Below are 21,933 nucleotides of genomic sequence, written 5' to 3'. Positions count from 1 at the left end.
CGGCCCACCGCTCTCAGACCGGCAACAGGGCCACGGCCACGCGCCGCCCCTCGGATATCAGCACGTTGTAGGTCCGCGCCGCGGCGGGCGAGTTCATCGCTTCCACCCCGAGGCCCGCCTCCTCCAGCGCGGTGCGGAAATCACCCGGCACATGCGCGGTCTCGGCGCCCGTGCCGATGAACAGCACGTCGATCTCGCCCGCGAGATCCACCAGCGACGCGCTGTCCTCGTACCCGCCCCAGGCACGCACGCCGTCGGGGCCGGCGCAGATCGCGCCCTCGATCGCCTCTCCGCCCACGCGGAAAAAACCCGGCCCGTAGCCGTCGATCGGTTTCACGCCGGAAAATGTTACCTCGTTCAGGCGCATCGCGTCCTCCTCAGTCCCACAGCGGCAAGCCCGAGATGACCGCCAGCGCGATCACCCCGTAGGCGGCCCAGCGATACAGGCGCTCGCGCGTGGGGTCAAACAGGGCCTGCCCGATCAGCGTCGTGATCAGGTAGGGCACCGCCATCACCACGGCCAGCAGGGTCAGCTCCCAGGTCACCACGCCCTGCCACAACAGGTTGGCGATCAGCACCACGTCGAGCGCGGCAAGGAACAGGATCGTGTTGCCCCTGACCGAGGACACCGCCGCCTGCCCCGACAGGTAGAACAGGATCACCACCGGCCCGGTCAACCCCGTCAGCCCGCCGACGATCCCTGCCGCGGCCCCGATGGCCAGCAGCCCCGGCCGGGTGATGACCCGGGCATAGCGCCAGCCCGCGATCAGCGCGGCCAGCATGCCGCCTGCGACGCCGGTGATGATCCAGCGCACCGTGTCGTTGTCCAGAAGGTCCAGCAGCGCCAGGCCCAGCGGCACGGTGACCAGCGCGGCCAGCACCAGTACGCCCACTTCCTTGGGCTGCCCCTGCTGCCACGCCCGGCGCAGGATCACCGCGTTGCTGGCAATGCCGGTCAGCATGATGACCACGATCACTTCCTTGGGCGACAGGAAGATATTGGCCACCGGCACCACGATCAGCGCCGTGCCGAACCCGGTAAAGCCTCGCACCAGCCCCGCGACCCCGATGGCGAAGCACAGCCACACCAGTCCCGGTGTGGCCAGCACTCCGCTCAGGAGTTCAGGCATCTATGTTCGCGAACTGCGTCCCTGCATTGGCGTCGGGCTTGGACCAGTCGCGCTTGACCCCGAGCCACATCAGCACCGTGCTGGCCACGAAGATCGAACTGTAGGTGCCCACGATCACGCCCCAGATCATCGCGAAGACAAAGCCGCGGATCACGTCGCCGCCCAGCGTGAACAGCGCCAGCAGTGCCAGAAGCGTGGTGACAGAGGTCATCATGGTCCGGCTCAGCGTCTCGTTGATCGAGATGTTCAGGACTTCCTTCAACGGCTTCTTCTTGTATTTTCGCAGGTTCTCGCGCACTCGGTCAAAGACCACGACCGTATCGTTCAGCGAATAGCCGACGATGGTCAGAAGCGCCGCGATGATGGCCAGGTCGAACTGGATCTGCACTTCCGAGAATATGCCGATGGTCAGCACCACGTCATGCACCAAGGCTATGACCGCGCCCAGCGCGAACTGCCACTCGAACCTCAGCCAGATATAGATCAGCACCGCGGCGATGGCCAACAGCACCGCGATCACGGCGGTCTGAATGAGCTCGCCCGACACTTTCGGCCCCACGCTTTCCACCGAGGTGAACGTGATGTCCGGCACCGCCTCCTGCAACGCCCCCTCGACCGCCGCGATCGTGTCCTGGGTCACCGCCTCCTGGTCGTCCTGCGCCTGGATGCGGATCATGGTCACGTTCTGGTCCGGGCCGAAGGTCGGGTCGAACACCTCGGTGATGCTGATATCGCCCAGCTCCAGCGGCGCGATGGCGTCGCGGTACTGCCCCACGTCCACCGTCTCGGTGCTCTGCGTGCGGATGGTCGTGCCGCCGCGGAAATCGATGCCGTAGTTCAGCCCCTGCAACAGGAACGATCCCAGCGCGATCACGATCAGAAAGCCGGACAGCCCCAGCGACAGCTTCCACCGCTTGAAGAAATCCCAGTTGGTGAAGGTCGGCACCAGCTTCAGCGACCGGCCCTGCAACACCGTCTTGGGCCGCTTGCGCTCGAACCACATGACCGCGATCAGGCGCGTGACGAAAATCGCCGTGAAGACCGACGTGATGATGCCCAGCCCCAGCGTGATGGCAAAGCCCCGCACCGGGCCAGAGCCCATGGCGTACAGGATCAGCGCCGTGATGAAGGTGGTGATGTTGGCATCCGTGATGGCGCTCAGCGCCTTTTCATACCCCAACTCGATCGCTCGCGCAGCGCCCTTGGCCGTCTTCATCTCCTCGCGGATCCGCTCGAAGACCAGCACGTTGGCGTCCACCGCCATCCCGATCGTCAGCACGATCCCCGCGATGCCCGGCAAGGTCAGCGTCGCCCCGATCATGCTCAGCAGTCCGAATATCAGCCCCACGTTGATGATCAGCGCGATATTGGCAAAAAGCCCGAAAATGCCATAGCTCGCCCACATGAAGGCCAGCACCAGCACGAAGGCCACGATACAGGCGATCTGCCCCGCCTCGATGCTGTCGGCCCCCAGTTCCGGCCCGATCGTGCGCTCTTCCAGGAACGTCAATTCGGCCGGCAGCGCGCCCGCGCGCAGAAGCACGGCCAGGTTGGTGCTGTCCTCGACGGTGAATTGCCCGGTGATGATGCCGGTGCCGCCGGCGATATGTGCCTGGATCACCGGCGCGCTGATCACCTCGTTGTCCAGCACGATGGCAAACGGGTTGCCGATGTTCTCGGCGGTGTAATCTCCGAACTGCCGCGCCCCCGTGGGGTTGAAGCGGAACGACACCGCCGGCCGCCCGTTCTGGTCGAAATCGGGCTGCGCATCCACCAGCTGTTCGCCCGTCACCACCGGCGCGCGTTCCAGGATATAGAACACGCCCTCCTCGTCCACCGAGGGCAGGATCTCGTTGCCGCCGCCGGGGGTCTCGTTGCCGTTGGTGGTCCGGCTCACCACCGGCTGGAATGTCAGCTGCGCCGTGGTGCCGATGATGTCCTTCAGCTCCGCCGCGCTGCCCACGCCCGGCACCTGGATCAGGATACGGTCCGCGCCCTGCCGCTGGATCGTCGGCTCGCGCGTGCCCATCTCGTTGATCCGGCGTTCGATGATCTCGCGCGCGGTGCGCACTGTCTGCTCGTCGCTGGCCTGCCGCTCGGCCTCGCTCAGCGTGACGACGATGGCGTCGCCATCCACATTCACCGAGATATCGTTCTGCCCCGCGCCGGTGACACTGGCGACCGGCCGCGCCAGCCCACGCACCAGGCTCGCCGCATATTCGGCCTCGTCCGCGTTCTCCACCAGCCGCACGCGCAGCTCCGGCGCGTCGGTGTCCTGCAACCGGATCGGCCCGACCCGGTCGCGTTCCTCGCGCAGCAGGTCTCGGATCTCCGGCCACATCGCCTCGATCCGCGCCTCGTAGACATCCTCGACCTGCACTTCGGCCAGCAGATGTGCCCCGCCCCGCAGGTCGAGGCCAAGGTTCACCAGCCCCGAGGGCAGCCAGTCCGGCCACATCTCGGCCTGCTCCTGCAACCCCTCGCCCTCGCCGCCCATCTCCAGCGCCATGGTGGCGTCGTTATGGGTCTCGACGCGGGTGTAGAACGCGTTGGGCATCGCCAACAGCAGCCCCAAGGCCACCAGGCCCCAAATCACCACGCGTTTCCAAAGGTCGATCTGAAGCATCTGAAGTGCCTTTTATGTCTGTCTTGTATCTATCGAAGGGGCGGAACGCGCCCCGAAATCAGGCGGCCGGCTCGGTCTTCGACAGGACCTGGGCGACGGTATTGCGCACGACACGCACCTTCACGCCCTCGGCGATCTCCACCTCGATCTCCTCGCCCTCTTTCACGCGGGTGACTTTGCCGATCATCCCGCCCTGCGTGACGATCTGGTCGCCCTTGCGCAGCGCCGCCACCATCGCCTGGTGCTCTTTCAGCTTCTTCTGCTGCGGACGGATCAGAAGGAACCACATGATCGCGAAGATCAGGATGAGCGGGATGAATTGGCCAATGGCTTCCATGCGAATCTTATTCCTTTTCGGGCTTTGCGGGCCCCCCGGCCCGCGTTTGCGCGAACCTAAGTCCGGCTTTTGGGTTTTGCAAGGCGCGAACCGGCGGGCCTGCGGCAATGTCGCAGCGGCACCGCAACCGCCCGTTACCGGAATAAATCAGCTATTATCCCGCGCGCTTTACTTGCTACAACCCACCCCACGACTCAACCTGACCCCAAGGACCAAGACGATGCACGACATCCGCGCCATCCGCGAAAACCCCGCCCAGTTCGACGCCGCCATGGCCCGTCGCGGGGTGTCGAACGCGTCGTCCGAGATCCTCGCGCTGGACGAGGACCGCCGCGCCAAGATCCAGGCCGCCGAAACCGCGCAGGCCGATCAGAACAAGGCCTCCAAGGAGGTGGGTGCCGCCAAGGCCAAGGGCGACGAGGCCGAGTTCGAACGCCTGCGCGCCCTCGTGTCCGAGAAAAAGGCCGAGGTCGCCGCGATGCAATCCGAAGCCAAGGCGCTGGACCAGCAGCTCACCGACCTTCTGATGACCCTGCCCAACCTCGCGCTCGACGACGTGCCCGAGGGCGAGGACGAGGACGACAATGTCGAGCTGAAACGCTGGGGCACGCCCCGCGAGTTCGATTTCACCCCGGTCGAGCATTATGACCTCGCGGGCGTCAAGCCCGGCATGGATTTCGAGCTGGCCGCGAAACTCTCCGGCTCCCGCTTCGTGGTGCTGTCCGGCGGCGTCGCGCGCATCCACCGCGCACTGGCGCAGTTCATGATCGACACCCATGTCGAGGAGAATGGCCTGTCGGAGACCTGGACCCCCGTTCTGGTCCGTCCCGAAATGATGTACGGCACCGGGCAACTGCCCAAATTCGGCGAGGACAGCTACGAGACCACCAATGGCTGGTGGCTCGTGCCCACCGCCGAAGTGACGCTGACCAACATCGTCAACGGCCTCGTGGTCGACGAAGATTACCTGCCGCGCCGCTATGTCGCGCACACGCAGTGCTTCCGGTCCGAGGCGGGCAGCGCGGGCAAGGACACCGCCGGAATGCTGCGCCAGCACCAGTTCGAAAAGGTCGAGATGGTCTCGGTCACCCATCCCGACAAATCTCTCGAAGAACACGACCGCATGACGGCCTGCGCCGAAGGCATCCTCGAACGGCTCGGCCTGCCCTACCGCACCATCGTTCTCTGCACCGGCGACATGGGCTTCGGCGCGCGCAAGACGCACGACATCGAGGTCTGGCTGCCCGGCCAGAACACATATCGCGAGATCAGCTCGGTCTCCGTCTGCGGCGATTTCCAGGCCCGTCGGATGAACGGTCGGTTCAAGCCCGCCAACGGCGGCAAACCGCAATTCGTGCACACGCTTAACGGCTCGGGCCTCGCCGTGGGCCGCTGCCTGATCGCGGTGCTGGAAAACGGCCAGCAGGCGGACGGCTCGGTCGACCTGCCCGAAGCGCTTCACCCCTACCTGCGCGGCAAGACCCGGCTGCTTGCGGACGGTTCGCTGGGCTGAGGCGGGTACACGCCCCGTCCCGGGCCTGACCCGGGACCTCTCCGACTCAGAGAGCCTCGGGTCTAGCCCGAGGATGACGTCGTGTCTGTAGCGGGGCACGCGGAACCAAGGCGCGGCACGCCCGCGCCGCCGCGCGATCGCCAGACCGCCCCCCGGGCTGGCGATTGGGTGACGTGGGCGCGTCGATCATAGGTTATGCGAGAACTCGGAAATTAAGTGCCCTGAACGGTGGTCGGCTCGCCATCCCGCGGTCTGGCAATCGCGCGGCCACCTTTAAACGTCATCCTCCGGCTTGACCCGAGGATCTCTCACCCCTCCCCCATTGACCAATCCTTAATCACCCCGCGGCATCCTTACCGCCATGAAACAAATTTTGTATATACGCCGTATTGACGCAAAATATACACGCGTCATAAATTCGTTACATGACAAATGAAAAGCACACCCTGGCGGCGGCGGCTTTTCTGATAACGAGCACGCTGGCCGCTCCATCGAACGCCCTCAGCCTTGCAGAGCAGGCAGAGGCCTTCGCCACCTGCGCCGGGCGCTACTCCGCCATGGCCACCCGCCAAAGCGCGACCCACAACCCCGACAGCGACGCGACCCGGGCATTGCAAAGCAGCTTCGAGTCGCTGCTCGAAGCCATGCTGCCCCATGCCGCCGAGGCCGGCATCGACCCGCGCCGCGCCCGCAGCTGGCAGGCCTCCGGCTGGTCCGAAATGGCGCAGCTCATGCGCCTGCAACAGCGCAGCGCCGACGCCACCCATGCCGACCGCGCCTCCCGCGACATGCACAGGCGCCTGTCGACCTGCCGCCAGCTCATCCTCTGACGCGGGGCAATTTCCGCCCCGCGCCCACTGGTCATTCCGCGCCCGTCAGCCTAGGTTGCATCCCTGAAACCGCAGCGTGACAGGGTCCCCACAGAATGGCGCACTCCGACAACCCCGCCGATCCCTTCAAAAAGGCGCTGGCAGAGGCCACCAAGGTGCTGGCCGACGACCCCGACCTTAACGTCTCCTACTCGGTCGATCCCGCCGGGGTTTCTGGCGATTCCATGCGGCTGCCCCAGATCAGCCGCCGCATGACCAAGGACGAGGTTTTGCAGGCCCGCGGCACCGCCGACGCGCTGGCCCTGCGCCACAAGTATCACGATGCGGGCACCCACACCCGCTACTGCCCTCCCGGCGACATGGCCCGGGATCTTTACGAGGCAATGGAAACCGCCCGGTGCGAGGCGATGGGCGCGCGCCACATGCCCGGCACCGCCGGCAATATCGATGCCAAGATCGGCGCCGAAGCCCGCCGCCGCGGCTATAACCAGATCACCGACGCCGCCGAGGCGCCCCTGGCCAACGCCGCGGGCTATCTCATCCGCCACCTCGCCACCGGGCGCGACCTGCCCGACGGCGCGCGCAATGTCATGGAGCTCTGGAAAGGCTTCATCGAGGAGCAGGCCGGCGGCACCCTCGAGGACCTGCAGAGCAAACTGTCCGACCAGTCCGAATTCGCCCGCTTCGCCCGCCAGATCATCGACGACCTGGGCTATGGCGACCAGCTGGGCGACGACCCCGACGCGCTCGACGACGAGGACGAGACCGAGGCCGAGGCGGACCAGGAGGAAGAGGAACAGCCCGACAGCACCGGCGAGGATGACAGCGACGAGGCCGAGGCCGACGCCGACCCCGAGCAATCCCAGGATCAGCAGCAGGACGAGGCCCAGGCCCAGGTCAGCATGGACGACATGGCCGACCAGGAACAGGGCGACGAAACCGAAATGCCCGAAGGCGAGGCCCCGCTCGATCCCCCCGCGCCGCAACCCTTCTCTGACGCCGACCCGAATTACGCCGTCTACAATTCCGCCTTCGACGAGGAAATCCACGCCGAGGACTTGGCCGAGCCCATCGAGCTGGAACGCCTCCGCGCCTTCCTCGACCAGCAGCTCGAACCACTCAAGGGCGCCGTCAGCCGGCTTGCCAACAAGCTGCAGCGCCGCCTTCAGGCACAACAGAACCGCTCGTGGGAATTCGACCGCGAAGAAGGCATCCTCGATGCCGGCCGCCTCGCCCGCGTCGTGGCAAACCCCACCACGCCGCTCAGCTTCAAGGTCGAAAAGGACACTGAGTTCCGCGACACTGTCGTCACGCTGCTCTTGGACAATTCCGGCTCCATGCGCGGGCGTCCCATCTCCATCGCCGCAATCTGCGCCGACGTGCTCGCGCGCACGCTTGAACGCTGCAACGTCAAGGTCGAGATCCTCGGATTCACCACCCGCGCGTGGAAAGGCGGCCAAAGCCGCGAGAGCTGGCTGAACGAAGGCCGCCCGCAACTGCCCGGCCGCCTGAACGACCTGCGCCACATCATCTACAAATCCGCCGACGCGCCCATGCGCCGCACCCGTTCCAACCTGGGCCTGATGATGAAAGAAGGGCTCCTGAAGGAAAACATCGACGGCGAGGCGCTGGAATGGGCGCACCGGCGGCTTGCCGGCCGGCGCGAGGCGCGCAAGATCCTGATGGTCATCTCCGACGGCGCCCCGGTGGACGATTCCACCCTGTCGGTGAACCCCGCCAACTATCTCGAAAAGCACCTGCGCGACGTGATCGCCATGGTCGAACGCCGCAAGCAGGTGGAACTTCTGGCCATCGGTATCGGCCACGACGTGACGCGCTATTACAACCGCGCCGTCACCATCACCGACGCCGACCAGCTGGCCGGGGTGATGACCGAACAGCTCGCCGCGCTCTTCGACAGCGACCCGCGCGCCCGCGCCCGGGTGATGGGGATGAGGCGCGCCAGCTAGGCCCCGGAATTTGCGCAAATTCCGGGATGGAAAATGCGCATTTTCCATCCCATTTTCCGCGCGGAAAATGGTCCGCTCTCACCGCCACACTTGCACTTCATCCCGCGCGGCCCTAGCACTTTGCCCATGACAGATCTGCCCGACACCGTCTTCCAGTCCTTCACCGAAACGTCTTCGCCCGAACAGGGCCCGCCGCGCCTGAAACTCCTGCGCGCGGAACTGGAGCGCGAGGGCGTCGACGGCTTCATGATCCCCCGCGCCGACGCGCATCAGGGCGAATATGTCGCGCCGGGCGACGAGCGCCTGGCCTGGCTCACCGGCTTCACCGGCTCGGCGGGCTTCTGCATCGTGCTGCAGGACATCGCCGGCGTCTTCGTCGACGGCCGTTACCGCGGCCAGGTCCGCGCCCAGGTCGACACCGATCACTTCACGCCCGTCGACTGGCCCGATACCCGGCCTGCCGGCTGGCTGAAGACGCACCTGCCGAACGGTGGAACGGTCGCCTACGACCCGTGGCTCTACACGCCCGAACAGATCGCCGCGATCGAGGAGGGCCTCAAGGGCAAGCAGATCACGCTCACCCCCACCGAGAACCTTCTCGACCGCACCTGGCCCGACCGCCCCGCCCCGCCCACGGGCGCGGTGCGCGTCTATCCCGACGATCTCGCCGGCAAATCCCACGCCGACAAGCGCCGCGAGCTTGCCGCGACCCTGCGCGCGGACGGCCACCGCGCCGCCATCCTCACCCTGCCCGATTCCATCGCGTGGCTCCTGAACATCCGGGGCAGCGACATCCCCCGCAACCCGATCCCGCACGCCTTCGCCATCCTGCATGACGACGCCAAGTTCGATCTCTACATCGACCCCGCCAAGCTCGACGACGCGGTGCGCGCCCACCTCGCCGAGGACATCCGCCTTGCTCTGCCGCAGGATTTCGAACCCGCCATCAGCGCCCTCTCCGGCCCCGTCCGGCTCGACCACGGCTCGGTGCCCCTGCGCATCGTGACGCTGCTCGAAGACGCCGGCACCGACATCGCCTATGCCGGCGATCCCTGCATCCTGCCCAAAGCCTGCAAGACCGACGCCGAGATCGCTGCCACCACCAAGGCGCATCTGCGCGACGCCGCCGCCATGTGCACCTTCCTTGCGTGGTTCGACGCCCAGGCCCCCGGCACGATCACCGAAATCGACGTGGTGAAAAAGCTCGAGGCCTGCCGCCGCGACACCGGCGCGCTCCTGGATATCTCCTTCGACACCATCGCCGGCTCCGGCCCGCACGGCGCCCTGCCGCATTACCGCGTCTCGGAGGCGACCGACCGCACCCTTCAGGACGGCGACCTGCTCGTCCTCGACAGCGGCGGGCAGTACCAGGACGGCACCACCGACATCACCCGCACCCTGGCCGTGGGCACGCCCGGCGACACCGAGCGCGCCGCCTTCACCCGCGTCCTGCAAGGCATGATCGCCATGAGCCGCGCCCGCTGGCCCAAGGGTCTGTCGGGGCGCGATCTCGACGCCATCGCGCGCATGCCGCTCTGGCAAGCCGGGCAGGATTACGACCACGGCACCGGCCACGGCGTCGGCGTGCACTTATGCGTCCACGAAGGCCCGCAGCGCCTGTCGCGCGCCTCGACCGAACCGCTCAGGCCCGGCATGATCCTGTCGAACGAGCCGGGATACTACAGCGAAGGCGCCTTCGGCATCCGCATCGAAAACCTCGTGGTGGTCACCCTCGCCCCGGCCCTGCCCGATGGCGACGATACCCGCCAGATGCTGCACTTCACCACGCTCAACTACGTGCCCATCGACCGCCGCCTGATCGACGCAGCCGCGCTCTCGGACCCCGAACGCGACTGGCTCAACGCCTATCACGCCACCTGCCGCGACCGCATCGGGCCGCGTCTCGACGACGCCTCGCGCGACTGGCTGACCGGGGCCACCGCGCCCCTCTGACATGAAACTGTGACATGCCTGCGCGACACCGCACAGGCCAACAGCTTGACACCGGGGCCTGTCCCGGTGCCTAAAGTGGCTTCACGAGGGAAGGAAAAGACATGGCAAAGATCACGATCCACAAGGCAGACGGCACATGGACGGTCCGCGCAGGCGGCGCGGTGCTGGTCGAAAGCAGGAACGCATTGGTTCTGGCCGAGGAGGGCCTGAACGACGTGATCTATTTCCCGCGCGAAGACATCGCCATGGCCTTCCTCGACGAAAGCGATCACCGCACCACCTGCCCGCACAAGGGCGAGGCCAGCTATTTCTCGATCGTCACCAAGAGCAAGACCCTGGAAAACGCCGCCTGGAGCTACGAGGACCCCAAGCCCGACGTGGCCCGGATCAAGGACCACCTCGCATTCTACTCCTCCGACGATGTCACCGTCGAACAGGTCTGACGCGCCAGATTATTCGCACGAATAATCTCACCTGAAATTCTTCGTACGAAGAATTTCAGGCCCGCACCGCCGCCTCGCGCGGGCTGCGATGGCGCGGAAACGGCACCAGTTTGCCGCTCTCCTCGTCCCACAGTTTCAGCCGGAAACTCGCCAGCGCCTCGCGCCAGCGGATCTCATCATGCACGCGCAGGTCGTCGGGCAGGTTCTTCTGCGCCCGGCGCAGGTTGTAGGACGGGATCTGCGGGTTGTAATGGTGCAGATCGTGATAGGCGATGTTGCCGGTCCCGATATCCCACCAATGCCCCAGGTCCAGGCTCGACGAACCTTCCAGCGTCGCCTTGCGGAAATCGAGGTCCGGCTTGCGATCCCAGTAGGTGTCCTCGAAATTATGCTGCAAGTAGACAAGGAACACCCCGATCACGCCGGCCAGCACCGCGCTTGCGCCCAGCACCACCAGCCCAGGCACCCCAAGCAGCGCCCAGACCGCCGCGACATAGGCGGCGACCGCGATGTTGTGCGCCACCACGCCCCACGGGCCCACCTTCATGGTGTTCACCGGCCAGCGATAGGCGATGAAATAGGCATAGATCCCGCCCAGGCTCAGCATCACGACCGGGTTGCGATAGATCCGGTACCACACCCGCGTCCAGGCTCCGGCATCCCGCCATTCCTGCAAGGTCATGGTATAGACCTCGGTGGTCTCGCGATGCTCCAGGTTGCCCAGGTAGGCATGGTGCTGATTGTGGTTGTACTGCATGACCCGGTAGGGCGTCAGCGAAAACACCGACAGCACATGCCCCGCCACGTCGTTCGCCCACCGCGTCGCGAATAGCGAATAATGCCCGCAATCATGCTGCAACACGTAAAGCCGCACCGACGCGAAGGACAACACCACGACACACGGCAGCACCGCCCACCAGGCCGGCCAGGCCCACGCGCCGAGGCCCAGAGCAGCGCCATAGACGGCGAAGGTCGCGCCAAGGCTCAGCGCGCCCATCCCATCGGACTTTTGCGCATAATCCCTAAGATAGTCTCGGATGGTCATGATCGACTGCCCCTCAAAGGACGGACAAGAAAAAACGACACAACAGGAATGATACCGTGGACAAGTGTAATTTGAAACTATTTCAGTGATTTGCAAGGGTCGTTCGTGAAATTTCATCGCGCGCGTCGCGGCGCCGAAAACAAGGAGGCAACATGCACAAGGTCAAGGCAATCTTCGCGTTGGTGGCCGCCATTCTCTTCGCCATGTCTCCGGTCTACATCAGCGGGTTCAACGGCTTCAGCGCCGGGCAGTTCCCGATCCCCCAGGACACCCCCCCGGTTCAGCCTGCCGGCTATGCCTTCTCCATCTGGGGGCTGATCTACATCTGGCTTCTGGCAGGGGCGCTGTTCGGATTGATCAACCGCTACGACGACCCGGCCTGGGACGCGATGCGTTGGCCCTACATCGTCAGCCTCGTCCTCGGCTCGGCCTGGATCCCGGTGGCCAATATCAGCCCCGCCTGGGCCACGGCGCTGATCTGGCTGATGTGGGGCACCGCTGCGCTGGCGCTCATCCGGGCGGGCACGCGCGACAGGATCTGGCTGCGCACGCCGATCGCGCTCTATACCGGCTGGCTGACCGCCGCGTCCTGCGTGGCGCTCGGCCTCCTGCTGGCGGGCTACGGGGTCCTGTCCCAACCGACGGCGGCCCTGCTGATGATCGCGCTGGCGCTGGCCCTGTCGGCGGCAATGCTGGCCCTGCGTCCCGACACGCCGGAATTCGCCGCCGCGGTCGTCTGGGCGCTGGTCGGCATCGCCGTCACCAACGCCGATCCCGTCAACTGGCCGGTGCTCGCGCTCAGCGGCGCGGGGGTGGTCGCCCTCGCGCTCCTCGTGCTGCGCGGCCGGCCCGACCGCCTCAGCTAGGGCCCCGCCCCTTGATGTGCTTGCGCAGCTTCGACGGCCCGGCCTTCTTCTTGGCCTTGTAGGGGTTCTTGTCCGATTGCGACCGCAGAGTCAGGCGAATGGGCGTGCCCGGCATGTCAAAGTCTTCCCGCAACCCGTTGACAAGATAGCGCGAATAGCTCGCCGGCATCTTGTCGGGATGGCTGCACATCACCACAAATCCCGGCGGCCGCGTCTTGGCCTGGGTCATGTAGCGCAGCTTGATCCGACGCCCGCCCGGCGCGGGCGGCGGATGCGCCTCCAGCACGCCCGTCAGCCAGCGGTTGAGCCGCGCCGTGCTGACCCGCCGGTTCCAGACGTCATAGGCCTTCTCGACCGCGGCGTGCAGCCGGTCCAGCCCCTTGCCCGTCTTGGCCGAGACCGTCACCAGAGGCGCGCCGCGCAGCTGCGGCAACAGCCGCTCGAACGCCTCGCGCATGTCGCGCAGCTTGCCCTGCTTGTCGTCCTCGATGTCCCACTTGTTCACCGCCACGACCACCGCGCGCCCCTCGCGCTCCGCGAGGTCGGCGATGCGCAGATCCTGCTGCTCGAACGGAATGGCGGCATCCAGCAGAACCACCACGACCTCGGCGAACTTCACCGCCCGCAAACCGTCGCTCACCGACAGTTTTTCCAGCTTTTCCTGCACCTTGGCCTTTTTGCGCATCCCGGCGGTGTCGAAGATCCGCATCGGCAGTCCGTCCCAGTCCATCCGGACCGAGATCGCATCCCGCGTGATCCCCGCCTCGGGCCCGGTCAACAGCCGGTCCTCGCCCAGGACCTTGTTGATCAGCGTCGACTTGCCCGCGTTGGGCCGCCCCACCACCGCCACCTGAAGGGGGCGCGCCTTGGTGGGCTTGCGCACGCCCTCGGGGTCCGCCTCGCCATCTTCGTCCACCGCCACGTCCACCTCGGGCGCCTCCGCCTCGGCCCGCTCGGCGTACCCGTCGGCCAGCGGCAACAGCGCCGTGTAAAGGTCGTGCATCCCCTCGCCATGCTCGGCGGACAGGCGGATCGGCTCGCCCAGCCCCAGGCTGTAGGCCTCCAGCACGCCGGCATCAGCGGCGCTACCCTCGGACTTGTTGGCGGCGACAAAGACGTGATCGGCCCGCTTGCGCAGGATCTCGGCGAACATCTCATCGAGCGCCGTCACCCCGGCCCGCGCGTCGATCAGGAACAGGCACACATCGGCCATGTCCACCGCCCGCTCGGTCAGCTTGCGCATCCGACCTTCAAGGCTGTCGTCGGTGGCATCCTCCAGCCCGGCGGTGTCGATCACCGTGAACCGCAGGTCGGCCAGCCGCGCGTCCCCCTCCCGCAGGTCGCGCGTGACACCCGGCTGGTCGTCGACCAGCGCCAACCGCTTACCCACAAGCCGGTTGAACAGCGTGGATTTGCCCACGTTTGGGCGGCCCACGATTGCCAGTGTGAAACTCATCTTTTCAGGCTCCGGATCGGATGAACCGCGCGGACCCTGCGCATCAGGGCCCCTGCGAAAGCGCCCTGTTACACCATGTCCGGCTTAACGGAAAGCCATCAACTGGCCCTTGGACGACACGACATAGAGCGTGTTTCCGGCCACCACCGGGTTGGTCGTCGCCCCGCCCGGCATCTGCACCTGTCCCAGAGATGCGCCATTGGTCGGGTCGAAGAACCGCATCAGCCCGTCGCTCGACGCGATGATCAGCCGGCCCCCGGCGATGATCGGCCCGTGATGGGCAAAGATCCGCGCCTGTTTCTTGGGCTTCGACTTGGTGAAGAACGGCAGCTTCACGCTCCACAGGCGCCGCCCGTCGGATTGCGCCAGCCGCAGAAGCTCGTTGCGGTCCGACACCATGAAGATCGAGTCGCCCGCGGGCCACACCCGATAAAGCGGCCCGTCTGCTGCGGTCCACAGCCGCTCGCCATTGCCAAGGTTCAGCGCCACGGTCCGTCCGCTGTGGTTGCCGGCAAAGATCGTGTTCCCCTCGATCACGGGCTCGCCGGTCACATCCTCGATGATCCCCGAGGAATAGCCCCGCCGCTTGCCCGCGATCTGCGTGGTCCAGCGGCGCAGGCCGCCCTTCAGGAACGCGCCTTGCACCTCGCCCGAGCCAAAGCCGAAGACCACGTACTTGTCCGAAACGGCGGGCGACGGCGCGCCCAGCACGTTGCGGATGTCCGAAGTCGCCTCCAGCTGCCACGCGATGCGCCCGTCCGTGCGATCCAGCGCCCAGGCCAGCTCGTCGCCCGCGACGGCATAGACAAGGTCCCCGGCCACGGTCGGGCTGCCCGATCCGGTGGCCCGCAGGTTCTGTTGCCACTGGACCTGCCCGGTGGCGGCGTCGATCGCCGTCAAAAGGCCAAAGCCCGACGACACGAACAGCTGTCCGTTGTCATAGGCCAGACCGCCGCCGCTGCCGTCGATGGCACCGTCATTCGCGGGCACCAGGTCGCGGGTCCAGATCACTTGGCCCGAAGTGCTGACCGCCGTCACCTGGGCGCGGGAATCCAGCGTGTAGACACGACCGCCCCCGACCACCGGATCGGCGGTGATCCGCGACTTGCGGCTGTCGCCCTGCCCGATATTCGCCGTCCAGGCCAGCTGCGGCGTGCCGCGCAGCGCCGGATGCGCCACCCGCGTGCGGGCATTGGAAATGCTCTGGGCCCAGCTGGCGTTGCTGCGTGCCGCCGGCAGCGCCAGCGGCGGTACCGCGCCCGAGACCGCCTGCGGCGCCAGCGCCGAGTCACCCGGCTCGGTCTGCAGAATGTCGCTGATCTCCTGGCGCTCGCCGGTCAGGATGTTTTCCTTTTTCGCACAGGCCGCAACAAGGCACAGCGCACTCAGGCCAATCACTCCCGCTAACGTCTTCACCGCCATCGCCCCCGTACTTTTCAGCCGGCGTTGCCCTCTGGGGCCGCCGGAACGCTTAGTTGCCGTCGGTCTCGCCGACCGGCTCCTCTTCAATGTCACCGTCCAGCGCAACAATCAACTGCTCGACGCGCCGACGCAAGCCCGCTGTGGCTTCCGCGCTTTCATAGAGGCCGCGCAGCCGCTCCAGCGCCGCGTCCCGGTCGCCCGCCTCCAGGTCGACCAGCGCCAGCTGCTCCTCGGCCAGAAGCCGCACGATGCCGCCGCCCGCCGCCATGCCCTCCAGCCGGGCGCGCTTGTCCTCGGGGCTCAGGCCCGATCCGGGCAGCGCCACGGCCTTCAGCGTCGCGATCTGCCGGTAGACCAGCGGCACGTCGGCCGAGTCGGCCAGGCGCAAAAGCTGCTCGGCGGTCTGGGGGGCGTTCTCGGCCCCGCCCTCGCCCGCCGCCAGCAGACCGACGATGGCACGCGCCCCGCCGGTTTCGGGCTGGATGGCGTCCAGCGCCGCGTTGCGCGCGGCCGCGTCCTCCTCGCCCAGCGCCGCGATAATCGCGTCGCCCAGCGCCTCGGCCTCGGCACGCTCCTGCGCCTTGCGCCACTCGTTGAAGGCCGCGCCCCCCACCAGCAGCAGCACCGCCAGGATGCCGATCCAGCCATACCGCTTGAAATTCCGGTACAGCCGGTCGCGGCGGACCTCCTCGGTCACCTCGTCGATGAAACTGTCAGACTGGCTCACTGCGCATTGCCCTTCTTCGAAATTTCGCCCCTCTTACCGCGTCACTCCGGCCCTGCCAAGGGGCGCCCCGCCACATCGCGCACGCGCGCGGGCGCCCACGCGTCGCGGCGGGTTGAACAATGCCGGCAAAGAGACTAATCTAAACCGGACAGTTCAGCGTAAACCGCGTTAAAGACGCATGGCGATCGACGCCAAGCGCCCGTAAACTCACGCAAACGACTCTTGGAAAGCTATTTCATGCGCCTGTTTCCCATCTTCGCCGCCATCCTGGTCTGCGCGGCCATCTACGCGCTCGTGATGGAACGCGACAGCATCGCAGCGCTCTTCGCGCCGGTCGAGGACACCGAACTGGCCGAGGCGGTCGCGCCGGACACCGATCAGGGCGACGACCCCCTGGCCGAAACCCCCGAGGAACGCGAAGGCACCGTCGGCGTCGTCGCCCTGCGCTCCACCGCGCGCACGATCGACACCGCCGTCACCGTGCGCGGCCAGACCGAGGCCGACCGCCAGGTCGAGCTGCGGGCCGAAACCCCCGGCCAGATCGTCTCGGAACCCATTCGCAAGGGTGCCTTCGTCGAAGAGGACCAGACGCTTTGCCAGATCGACCCCGGCACGCGCGAGGCCAACCTGGCCGAGGCGCTGGCCCGCCTGGCCGAGGCCCGGTCCCGCATCCCCGAGGCAGACGCCGCCGTCCCCGAGGCCGCCGCCCGCGTCGAGGAAAGCCGCGCCCGCCTGGTCGAGGCCCGCGCCGTGCTCAGCGAGGCCGAGATCAACGCCAACGCCGCCGACAAGCTCTCGACCGACGGGTTCGCCTCCCAGACCCGCGTGGCCCAGACCAAGGCCGCCGTCGAAGGCGCCAAGGCCCAGATCACCAGCGCCGAGGCCGCGCTCAAGGCCGCTGAATCGGGCCAGGAAACCGCCGCCGCGGGCATCGAGGCCGCCCGCTCGGGCGTCGAAAGCGCCCAGGCCGCCGTCGCCTCCGCCCGCAAGGAAATCGAGCGCCTGACGATCAAGGCCCCGTTCTCGGGCCTGCTGGAATCCGACACCGCCGAGCTTGGCAGCCTTCTTCAGGCCGGATCGCTCTGCGCCACCGTGATCCAGCTCGATCCGATCATGCTCGTGGGCTACATCCCCGAAACCGAAATCGCCAAGGTCAGCGCCGGCGCGCCCGCAACCGCGCGCCTCGCCTCGGGCGGCACGGTCGAGGGCGAGGTCACCTTCATCTCCCGCGCCGCCGACCCCACCACCCGCACCTTCCGTGTCGACATCCGCGTCCCGAACGAGGATCTCGCCCTGCGCGACGGCCAGACCGCCGAGATCCGCATCGAATCGGAGGGCGTGAAGGCGCACCTGCTGCCGCAATCGGCGCTCACGCTCGACGATGACGGCGCCCTGGGCGTGCGTATCGTCAGCCCCGACAAGACGGCACAGTTCAAACCCGTGACCCTGCTGCGCGACAGCCCCACCGGCGTCTTCGTCGCCGGCCTGGAAGAAACCTCGGACGTCATCATCCTGGGCCAGGAATTCGTCGCCGACGGCGTCCCGGTCGAACCCGCCTTCCGGGAGACCATACAATGACCGGCATCGTCGACTGGGCCTCGCAACGCGCCCGGATGGTGATCGCCTTCATCATCCTGTCGATCGTCGCGGGCACCACCGCCTACATCTCCCTGCCCAAGGAAGGCGAACCGGACATCGAGATCCCGGCCCTTTTCGTGTCGGTCAACTTCCCCGGCATCTCCGCCGAGGATTCCGAGAAGCTGCTGGTCAAGCCCATGGAAACCGAGCTGTCGGATCTCGACGGCCTCAAGGAAATGACCGGCACCGCGGCCGAAAACTATGCCGGCGTGGCGCTGGAATTCGAATTCGGCTGGGACAAGACCCAGATCATGGCCGACGTGCGCGACGCCATGAACGCCGCCGAGGCCGACTTCCCCGAAGGCGCCGAGCAATACACGATCAACGAGATCAACTTCTCTGAATTCCCCATCATCATCGTGTCGCTCTCCGGCCCGGTCCCCGAGCGCACGCTGGCCCGCATCGCCAAGGACCTGCAGGACCGGCTCGAAGGGCTGGAGCCCGTGCTCGAGGCCGGCATTGCCGGCAACCGCGACGAGATGGTCGAGGTGGTCATCGACCCCCTGCGACTCGAGGCCTACAACGTCACCGCCAACGAGCTTCTGAATGTCGTCCAGAACAACAACCAGCTGATTGCGGCAGGCGAGGTCGACAGCGCCCAGGGCGCGTTCTCGGTCAAGATCCCCTCGTCATTCGACGACACCGGCGACATCTACGACCTTCCGGTCAAGACCAATGGCGACCGCGTCGTCACGCTGGGCGATCTGGCGCGCATCAACCTGACCTTCGAGGACCGCGCCGGCACCGCCCGCTTCAACGGCGAGACGGCGATTGCCCTGCAGGTGGTCAAGCGCAAGGGCTTCAACATCATCGACACCGCAGCCCTGGTGCGCGACACCGTGGCCGAGGCCGAGGACACCTGGCCGTCCGAACTTCAGGTCGCGGTGCAGGTCGACACCTCCAACGATCAATCCCGTATCATCGCCTCGATGGTTTCGCAGCTCGAAGGCTCGGTGCTGACCGCCATCGCGCTGGTGATGATCGTCACGCTGGCCGCGCTCGGCATCCGCCCCGCCCTTCTGGTCGGCTTCGCCATCCCCACCTCTTTCCTGCTGTGCTTCGCGCTCCTGGCGGTGATGGGCGTGCCGGTCTCGAACATCGTCATGTTCGGCCTGATCCTCGCCGTGGGGATGCTGGTCGACGGCGCCATCGTCGTGGTCGAATACGCCGACAAGAAAATCGCCGAGGGCGAAGGCCCGATGCACGCCTATGTCGCCGCCGCCAAACGCATGTTCTGGCCGGTGGTCAGTTCCACCGCCACCACGCTCTGCGCCTTCCTGCCCATGCTCTTCTGGCCCGGCGTGCCGGGACAGTTCATGATGATGCTGCCCGTCACGCTCATCTTCGTGCTGTCGGCCTCGCTGCTGGTCGCGCTGGTCTACCTGCCCGTCATGGGCGGCGTCACGGGCCGCATCGAACGCTGGTTCACCCAGCGGATCGAGGCCATCGCCACCACCCGCTGGTACCTGCACATCGCGCTCGCCATACTGGCTGTCGGCGCCCTGATGCTCGCCGGACAGGCCATACCGCCGCTGGCCGCGCAAGCCGGCGCACAATTCGCCGGCATGGACGGCGGCGATATCCTCGGCTCCGTCATCCCGTCGCTTCTGACGGCCTTCGGCCTCGGGCTCGGCATGGTCGTCGCGGGCGGCGTGGCCCTCGCCGGCGCGCTCACCACGCTTCTGTGCGTACTTGCGCTCTTTCGCCGCCTGTCGCTCCTGTGGGACAGCCTCGACACCTGGCAGGCCCGCAAGCTGCCCTTCCCGGTCGCACGCGGCCTGATCTTCGCGGCGGCCGCCATCGGCGTCGCATGGGGGTCGGGCATGGGATGGACGGCGTCCATCGTCCTCGCACTCATCGTCTTCGCCGCCATCGCGATCCGGCAATACACCCGCCTGCACCGCGCCCAGCGGATCGACGCGGGCTATCGCCGCTCGCCCTTCGGCTGGATCATCCATTCCATCGCCGCCAACCCGATCATGCCGCTGGTGGCCTTCTGCGCCATCTTCGTCTTCGTCGGCTCGGTGCTGATGTTCTACATCAACAACAACAACGGCACCGAGTTCTTCGTCGACTCCGAACCCGAGAACGCCATCGTCTATGTCCGCGCCCGCGGCAACCTCTCGATCGGCCAGAAGGACGCGCTCGTGCGCGAGGCCGAGGAGGTCGTGCTGGAGCATCCCAACGTCCTCTCGGCCTTCTCCTTTGCCGGCGACGGCGGGCTGAACAACAACACCGGCGGCGCCGCCCCCCCGCTCGACACGATCGGCCAGGTCCAGTTCGAACTGATCAAGTGGGAGGACCGCCCGACCACCTACGAGACCTGGTTCACCATCCCGATCCTCGGCTACGACGTGCAGCGCCGCGTCAACGACCCCGTGGCGGGCGGCGAACGCACCATCGACGAACTGACCGCCCGGCTCGAACGGATCCCCGGCATGAAGGTCGAGATCCTGTCGCTCGAACAGGGCCCCGCCTCGGCCAAGCCCGTGCACCTGCGGCTCAAGGGCGACAACTGGCAGGAGCTTCAGGACTTCACCGCCCGCGCCCGCGAAAAGTTCGAAGAGACCCGCGGTCTGGACCTGGTCGAGGACACGCTCCCCCTGCCCGGCATCGACTGGCAGATCGACGTCGACGTGGAAAAGGCCGGCCGCTTCGGCGCCGACGTGGCCACCGTCGGCGCGATGGTCCAGCTGGTGACGCGCGGCATCCTGCTCGACACCATGCGCGTGCCCTCCTCGGACGAGGAAATCGACATCCGCGTCCGCCTGCCCGCCGAGGACCGCGTTCTGTCTACCCTGGATGAACTCAAGGTGCGCACCGATGACGGCCTCGTGCCGCTGTCGAACTTCATCACCCGTCAGCCGGTGCCGAAACTGGCCCAGATCGACCGCGTCGACCAGACCCGCTATTTCGACGTCAAGGCCGCCGTGGTGGACGGGCTCACCGTCACCACCACCGGCGAAAACGGCGAGGAAACCCAAGCGCCCCTCACCGCCAACGAACGCATCGAAACTCTTACCGCATGGCTCGAAAGCGCCGACATGCCGCGCAGCGTCTCCTACGAATGGACCGGCGACGCCGAGGACCAGGAAGAATCCGGCGCCTTCCTGCAACAGGCCTTCCTGGGCGCCCTGGGCCTGATGTTCATCATCCTGCTGGCGCAGTTCAACTCGGTCTACAACGCCGTGCTGGTGCTTCTCGCGGTGATCCTGTCCACCACCGGCGTGCTGATCGGGATGCTGGTGATGAATCAGCCGTTCTCCATCATCATGACCGGCACCGGCATCGTGGCGCTGGCGGGCATCGTGGTGAACAACAACATCGTGCTGATCGACACCTACCAGGAATATTCCCGCTACATGCCCCGGATCGAGGCGATCACCCGCACGGCCGAGGCGCGCATCCGCCCGGTCCTGCTGACCACGATCACCACCATGGCGGGCCTCGCGCCGATGATGTTCGGCCTCAGCCTCGATTTCTTCGCCGGCGGCTACACCTTCAACAGCCCCACCGCGCTGTGGTGGAAACAGCTGGCCACCGCGGTCGTCTTCGGCCTGGGCATCGCCACGGTACTGACGCTGGTCTTCACGCCTTCGATGCTGGCGCTGCGCATCTGGGCCACGACCTACGTGCTCTGGGGCGCCCAGCTGCTGGCCAAGCTCTCTTTCGGCCGCTCCAGCCGCGCCGCCCGCGACTGGGCCCTCTCGCGCCAGGCCGCCCGCGTCCGCGCGCCCGAGATCATCTGGACCGAAGGCATCCCCGATATCGCCGCCTACGAGGACGACACCACCCAGCCCGAACTCGCCCTCGACGACGTCAAGGGCGTGCTGGCCGACCGCAAGGCGGCGCAGTCCGACTCGGACGACGACGACGACACACCGCCCAAGGACAAATCCCTCCGCGCCGCCGAGTAAGCCCGCGTAGGGTGGGTGAAAGCCCACGCGCCACGACGCCCGGAGGCGCGCCGCGAGCAA

General features: G+C 66.8%; 16 protein-coding genes. 8 read left to right on the top strand and 8 right to left on the bottom strand.

Features of this window, described 5'->3' with window-relative positions; genetic code table 11:
* Positions 1 to 13: 13 nt before the first annotated feature.
* Genes FIU89_RS07815 through yajC form a run of 4 tightly spaced genes read right to left on the bottom strand, consistent with a single transcriptional unit; the run spans position 14 to position 4,093 of the window.
* The gene (locus FIU89_RS07815; RefSeq protein ID WP_152492077.1) at positions 14 to 367 is read right to left on the bottom strand and encodes an Mth938-like domain-containing protein; all 354 of its coding nucleotides are present in this window, start codon (positions 365 to 367) and stop codon (positions 14 to 16) included.
* Positions 368 to 377: 10 nt separating this feature from the next.
* Positions 378 to 1,130, bottom strand: a complete 753-nt coding sequence (locus FIU89_RS07810; protein ID WP_152492076.1) for a sulfite exporter TauE/SafE family protein — start codon at positions 1,128 to 1,130, stop codon at positions 378 to 380.
* Positions 1,123 to 3,756 carry a protein translocase subunit SecD gene (gene secD, locus FIU89_RS07805; protein WP_152492075.1) on the bottom strand — a complete coding sequence of 878 codons (2,634 nt, stop codon included), beginning with the start codon at positions 3,754 to 3,756 and terminating at the stop codon, positions 1,123 to 1,125. Before secD ends, FIU89_RS07810 begins: the two co-directional genes overlap by 8 nt.
* A gap of 58 nt (positions 3,757 to 3,814) precedes the next feature.
* Positions 3,815 to 4,093 carry a preprotein translocase subunit YajC gene (yajC, locus tag FIU89_RS07800; RefSeq protein WP_152492074.1) on the bottom strand — a complete coding sequence of 93 codons (279 nt, stop codon included), beginning with the start codon at positions 4,091 to 4,093 and terminating at the stop codon, positions 3,815 to 3,817.
* Between the two features lie 220 nt (positions 4,094 to 4,313).
* Between yajC and serS the strand changes: the two genes are divergently transcribed.
* The 5 genes from serS to FIU89_RS07775 all read left to right on the top strand — a co-directional run bounded on the left by serS (position 4,314) and on the right by FIU89_RS07775 (position 10,802).
* Positions 4,314 to 5,606, top strand: coding sequence for a serine--tRNA ligase (gene serS / locus FIU89_RS07795; protein WP_152492073.1), 1,293 nt, complete (start codon positions 4,314 to 4,316; stop codon positions 5,604 to 5,606).
* A gap of 425 nt (positions 5,607 to 6,031) precedes the next feature.
* Entirely contained in the window at positions 6,032 to 6,436 is a 405-nt protein-coding gene (locus FIU89_RS07790) for a hypothetical protein (RefSeq protein WP_152492072.1), read from the top strand.
* A gap of 95 nt (positions 6,437 to 6,531) precedes the next feature.
* Complete coding sequence (gene cobT / locus FIU89_RS07785) at positions 6,532 to 8,406, top strand: cobaltochelatase subunit CobT (protein ID WP_152492071.1); 1,875 nt, start codon at positions 6,532 to 6,534, stop codon at positions 8,404 to 8,406.
* Between the two features lie 126 nt (positions 8,407 to 8,532).
* Positions 8,533 to 10,359, top strand: coding sequence for an aminopeptidase P family protein (locus tag FIU89_RS07780; protein WP_152492070.1), 1,827 nt, complete (start codon positions 8,533 to 8,535; stop codon positions 10,357 to 10,359).
* A gap of 101 nt (positions 10,360 to 10,460) precedes the next feature.
* Positions 10,461 to 10,802 carry a DUF427 domain-containing protein gene (locus tag FIU89_RS07775; RefSeq protein ID WP_152492069.1) on the top strand — a complete coding sequence of 114 codons (342 nt, stop codon included), beginning with the start codon at positions 10,461 to 10,463 and terminating at the stop codon, positions 10,800 to 10,802.
* 55 nt (positions 10,803 to 10,857) lie between these two features.
* On the opposite strand, the gene FIU89_RS07770 is transcribed toward FIU89_RS07775, so the two are convergent.
* Positions 10,858 to 11,847: a fatty acid desaturase gene (locus FIU89_RS07770; RefSeq protein WP_152492068.1), complete on the bottom strand. Its 990-nt coding sequence runs from the start codon at positions 11,845 to 11,847 to the stop codon at positions 10,858 to 10,860.
* 152 nt (positions 11,848 to 11,999) lie between these two features.
* On the opposite strand from FIU89_RS07770, the gene FIU89_RS07765 reads away from it, so the two are divergent.
* On the top strand, positions 12,000 to 12,713 hold the full coding sequence (locus tag FIU89_RS07765) for a TspO/MBR family protein (RefSeq protein WP_152492067.1): 714 nt from the start codon (positions 12,000 to 12,002) through the stop codon (positions 12,711 to 12,713).
* Here FIU89_RS07765 and der read toward each other — a convergent pair.
* The 3 genes from der to FIU89_RS07750 all read right to left on the bottom strand — a co-directional run bounded on the left by der (position 12,706) and on the right by FIU89_RS07750 (position 16,318).
* Positions 12,706 to 14,169, bottom strand: a complete 1,464-nt coding sequence (gene der / locus FIU89_RS07760) for a ribosome biogenesis GTPase Der (protein WP_152492066.1) — start codon at positions 14,167 to 14,169, stop codon at positions 12,706 to 12,708. The genes FIU89_RS07765 and der overlap by 8 nt on opposite strands.
* Before the next feature lie 84 nt (positions 14,170 to 14,253).
* Positions 14,254 to 15,591 carry a PQQ-like beta-propeller repeat protein gene (locus FIU89_RS07755; RefSeq protein ID WP_152492065.1) on the bottom strand — a complete coding sequence of 446 codons (1,338 nt, stop codon included), beginning with the start codon at positions 15,589 to 15,591 and terminating at the stop codon, positions 14,254 to 14,256.
* A 49-nt stretch (positions 15,592 to 15,640) separates the two neighbouring features.
* Entirely contained in the window at positions 15,641 to 16,318 is a 678-nt protein-coding gene (locus tag FIU89_RS07750) for a hypothetical protein (RefSeq protein ID WP_152492064.1), read from the bottom strand.
* 237 nt (positions 16,319 to 16,555) lie between these two features.
* On the opposite strand from FIU89_RS07750, the gene FIU89_RS07745 reads away from it, so the two are divergent.
* Together FIU89_RS07745 and FIU89_RS07740 are read left to right on the top strand one after the other, a co-directional pair.
* The gene (locus tag FIU89_RS07745) at positions 16,556 to 17,896 is read left to right on the top strand and encodes an efflux RND transporter periplasmic adaptor subunit (protein ID WP_152492063.1); all 1,341 of its coding nucleotides are present in this window, start codon (positions 16,556 to 16,558) and stop codon (positions 17,894 to 17,896) included.
* Positions 17,893 to 21,873, top strand: a complete 3,981-nt coding sequence (locus FIU89_RS07740) for an efflux RND transporter permease subunit (protein ID WP_152492062.1) — start codon at positions 17,893 to 17,895, stop codon at positions 21,871 to 21,873. The genes FIU89_RS07745 and FIU89_RS07740 overlap by 4 nt, the downstream gene beginning before the upstream one ends.
* Positions 21,874 to 21,933: the final 60 nt, after the last annotated feature.

The sequence above is a fragment of the Roseovarius sp. THAF27 genome, assembly GCF_009363655.1.
Classification (GTDB): Bacteria; Pseudomonadota; Alphaproteobacteria; order Rhodobacterales; family Rhodobacteraceae; genus Roseovarius.
This window is presented reverse-complemented; position numbering and strand designations above follow the sequence as displayed.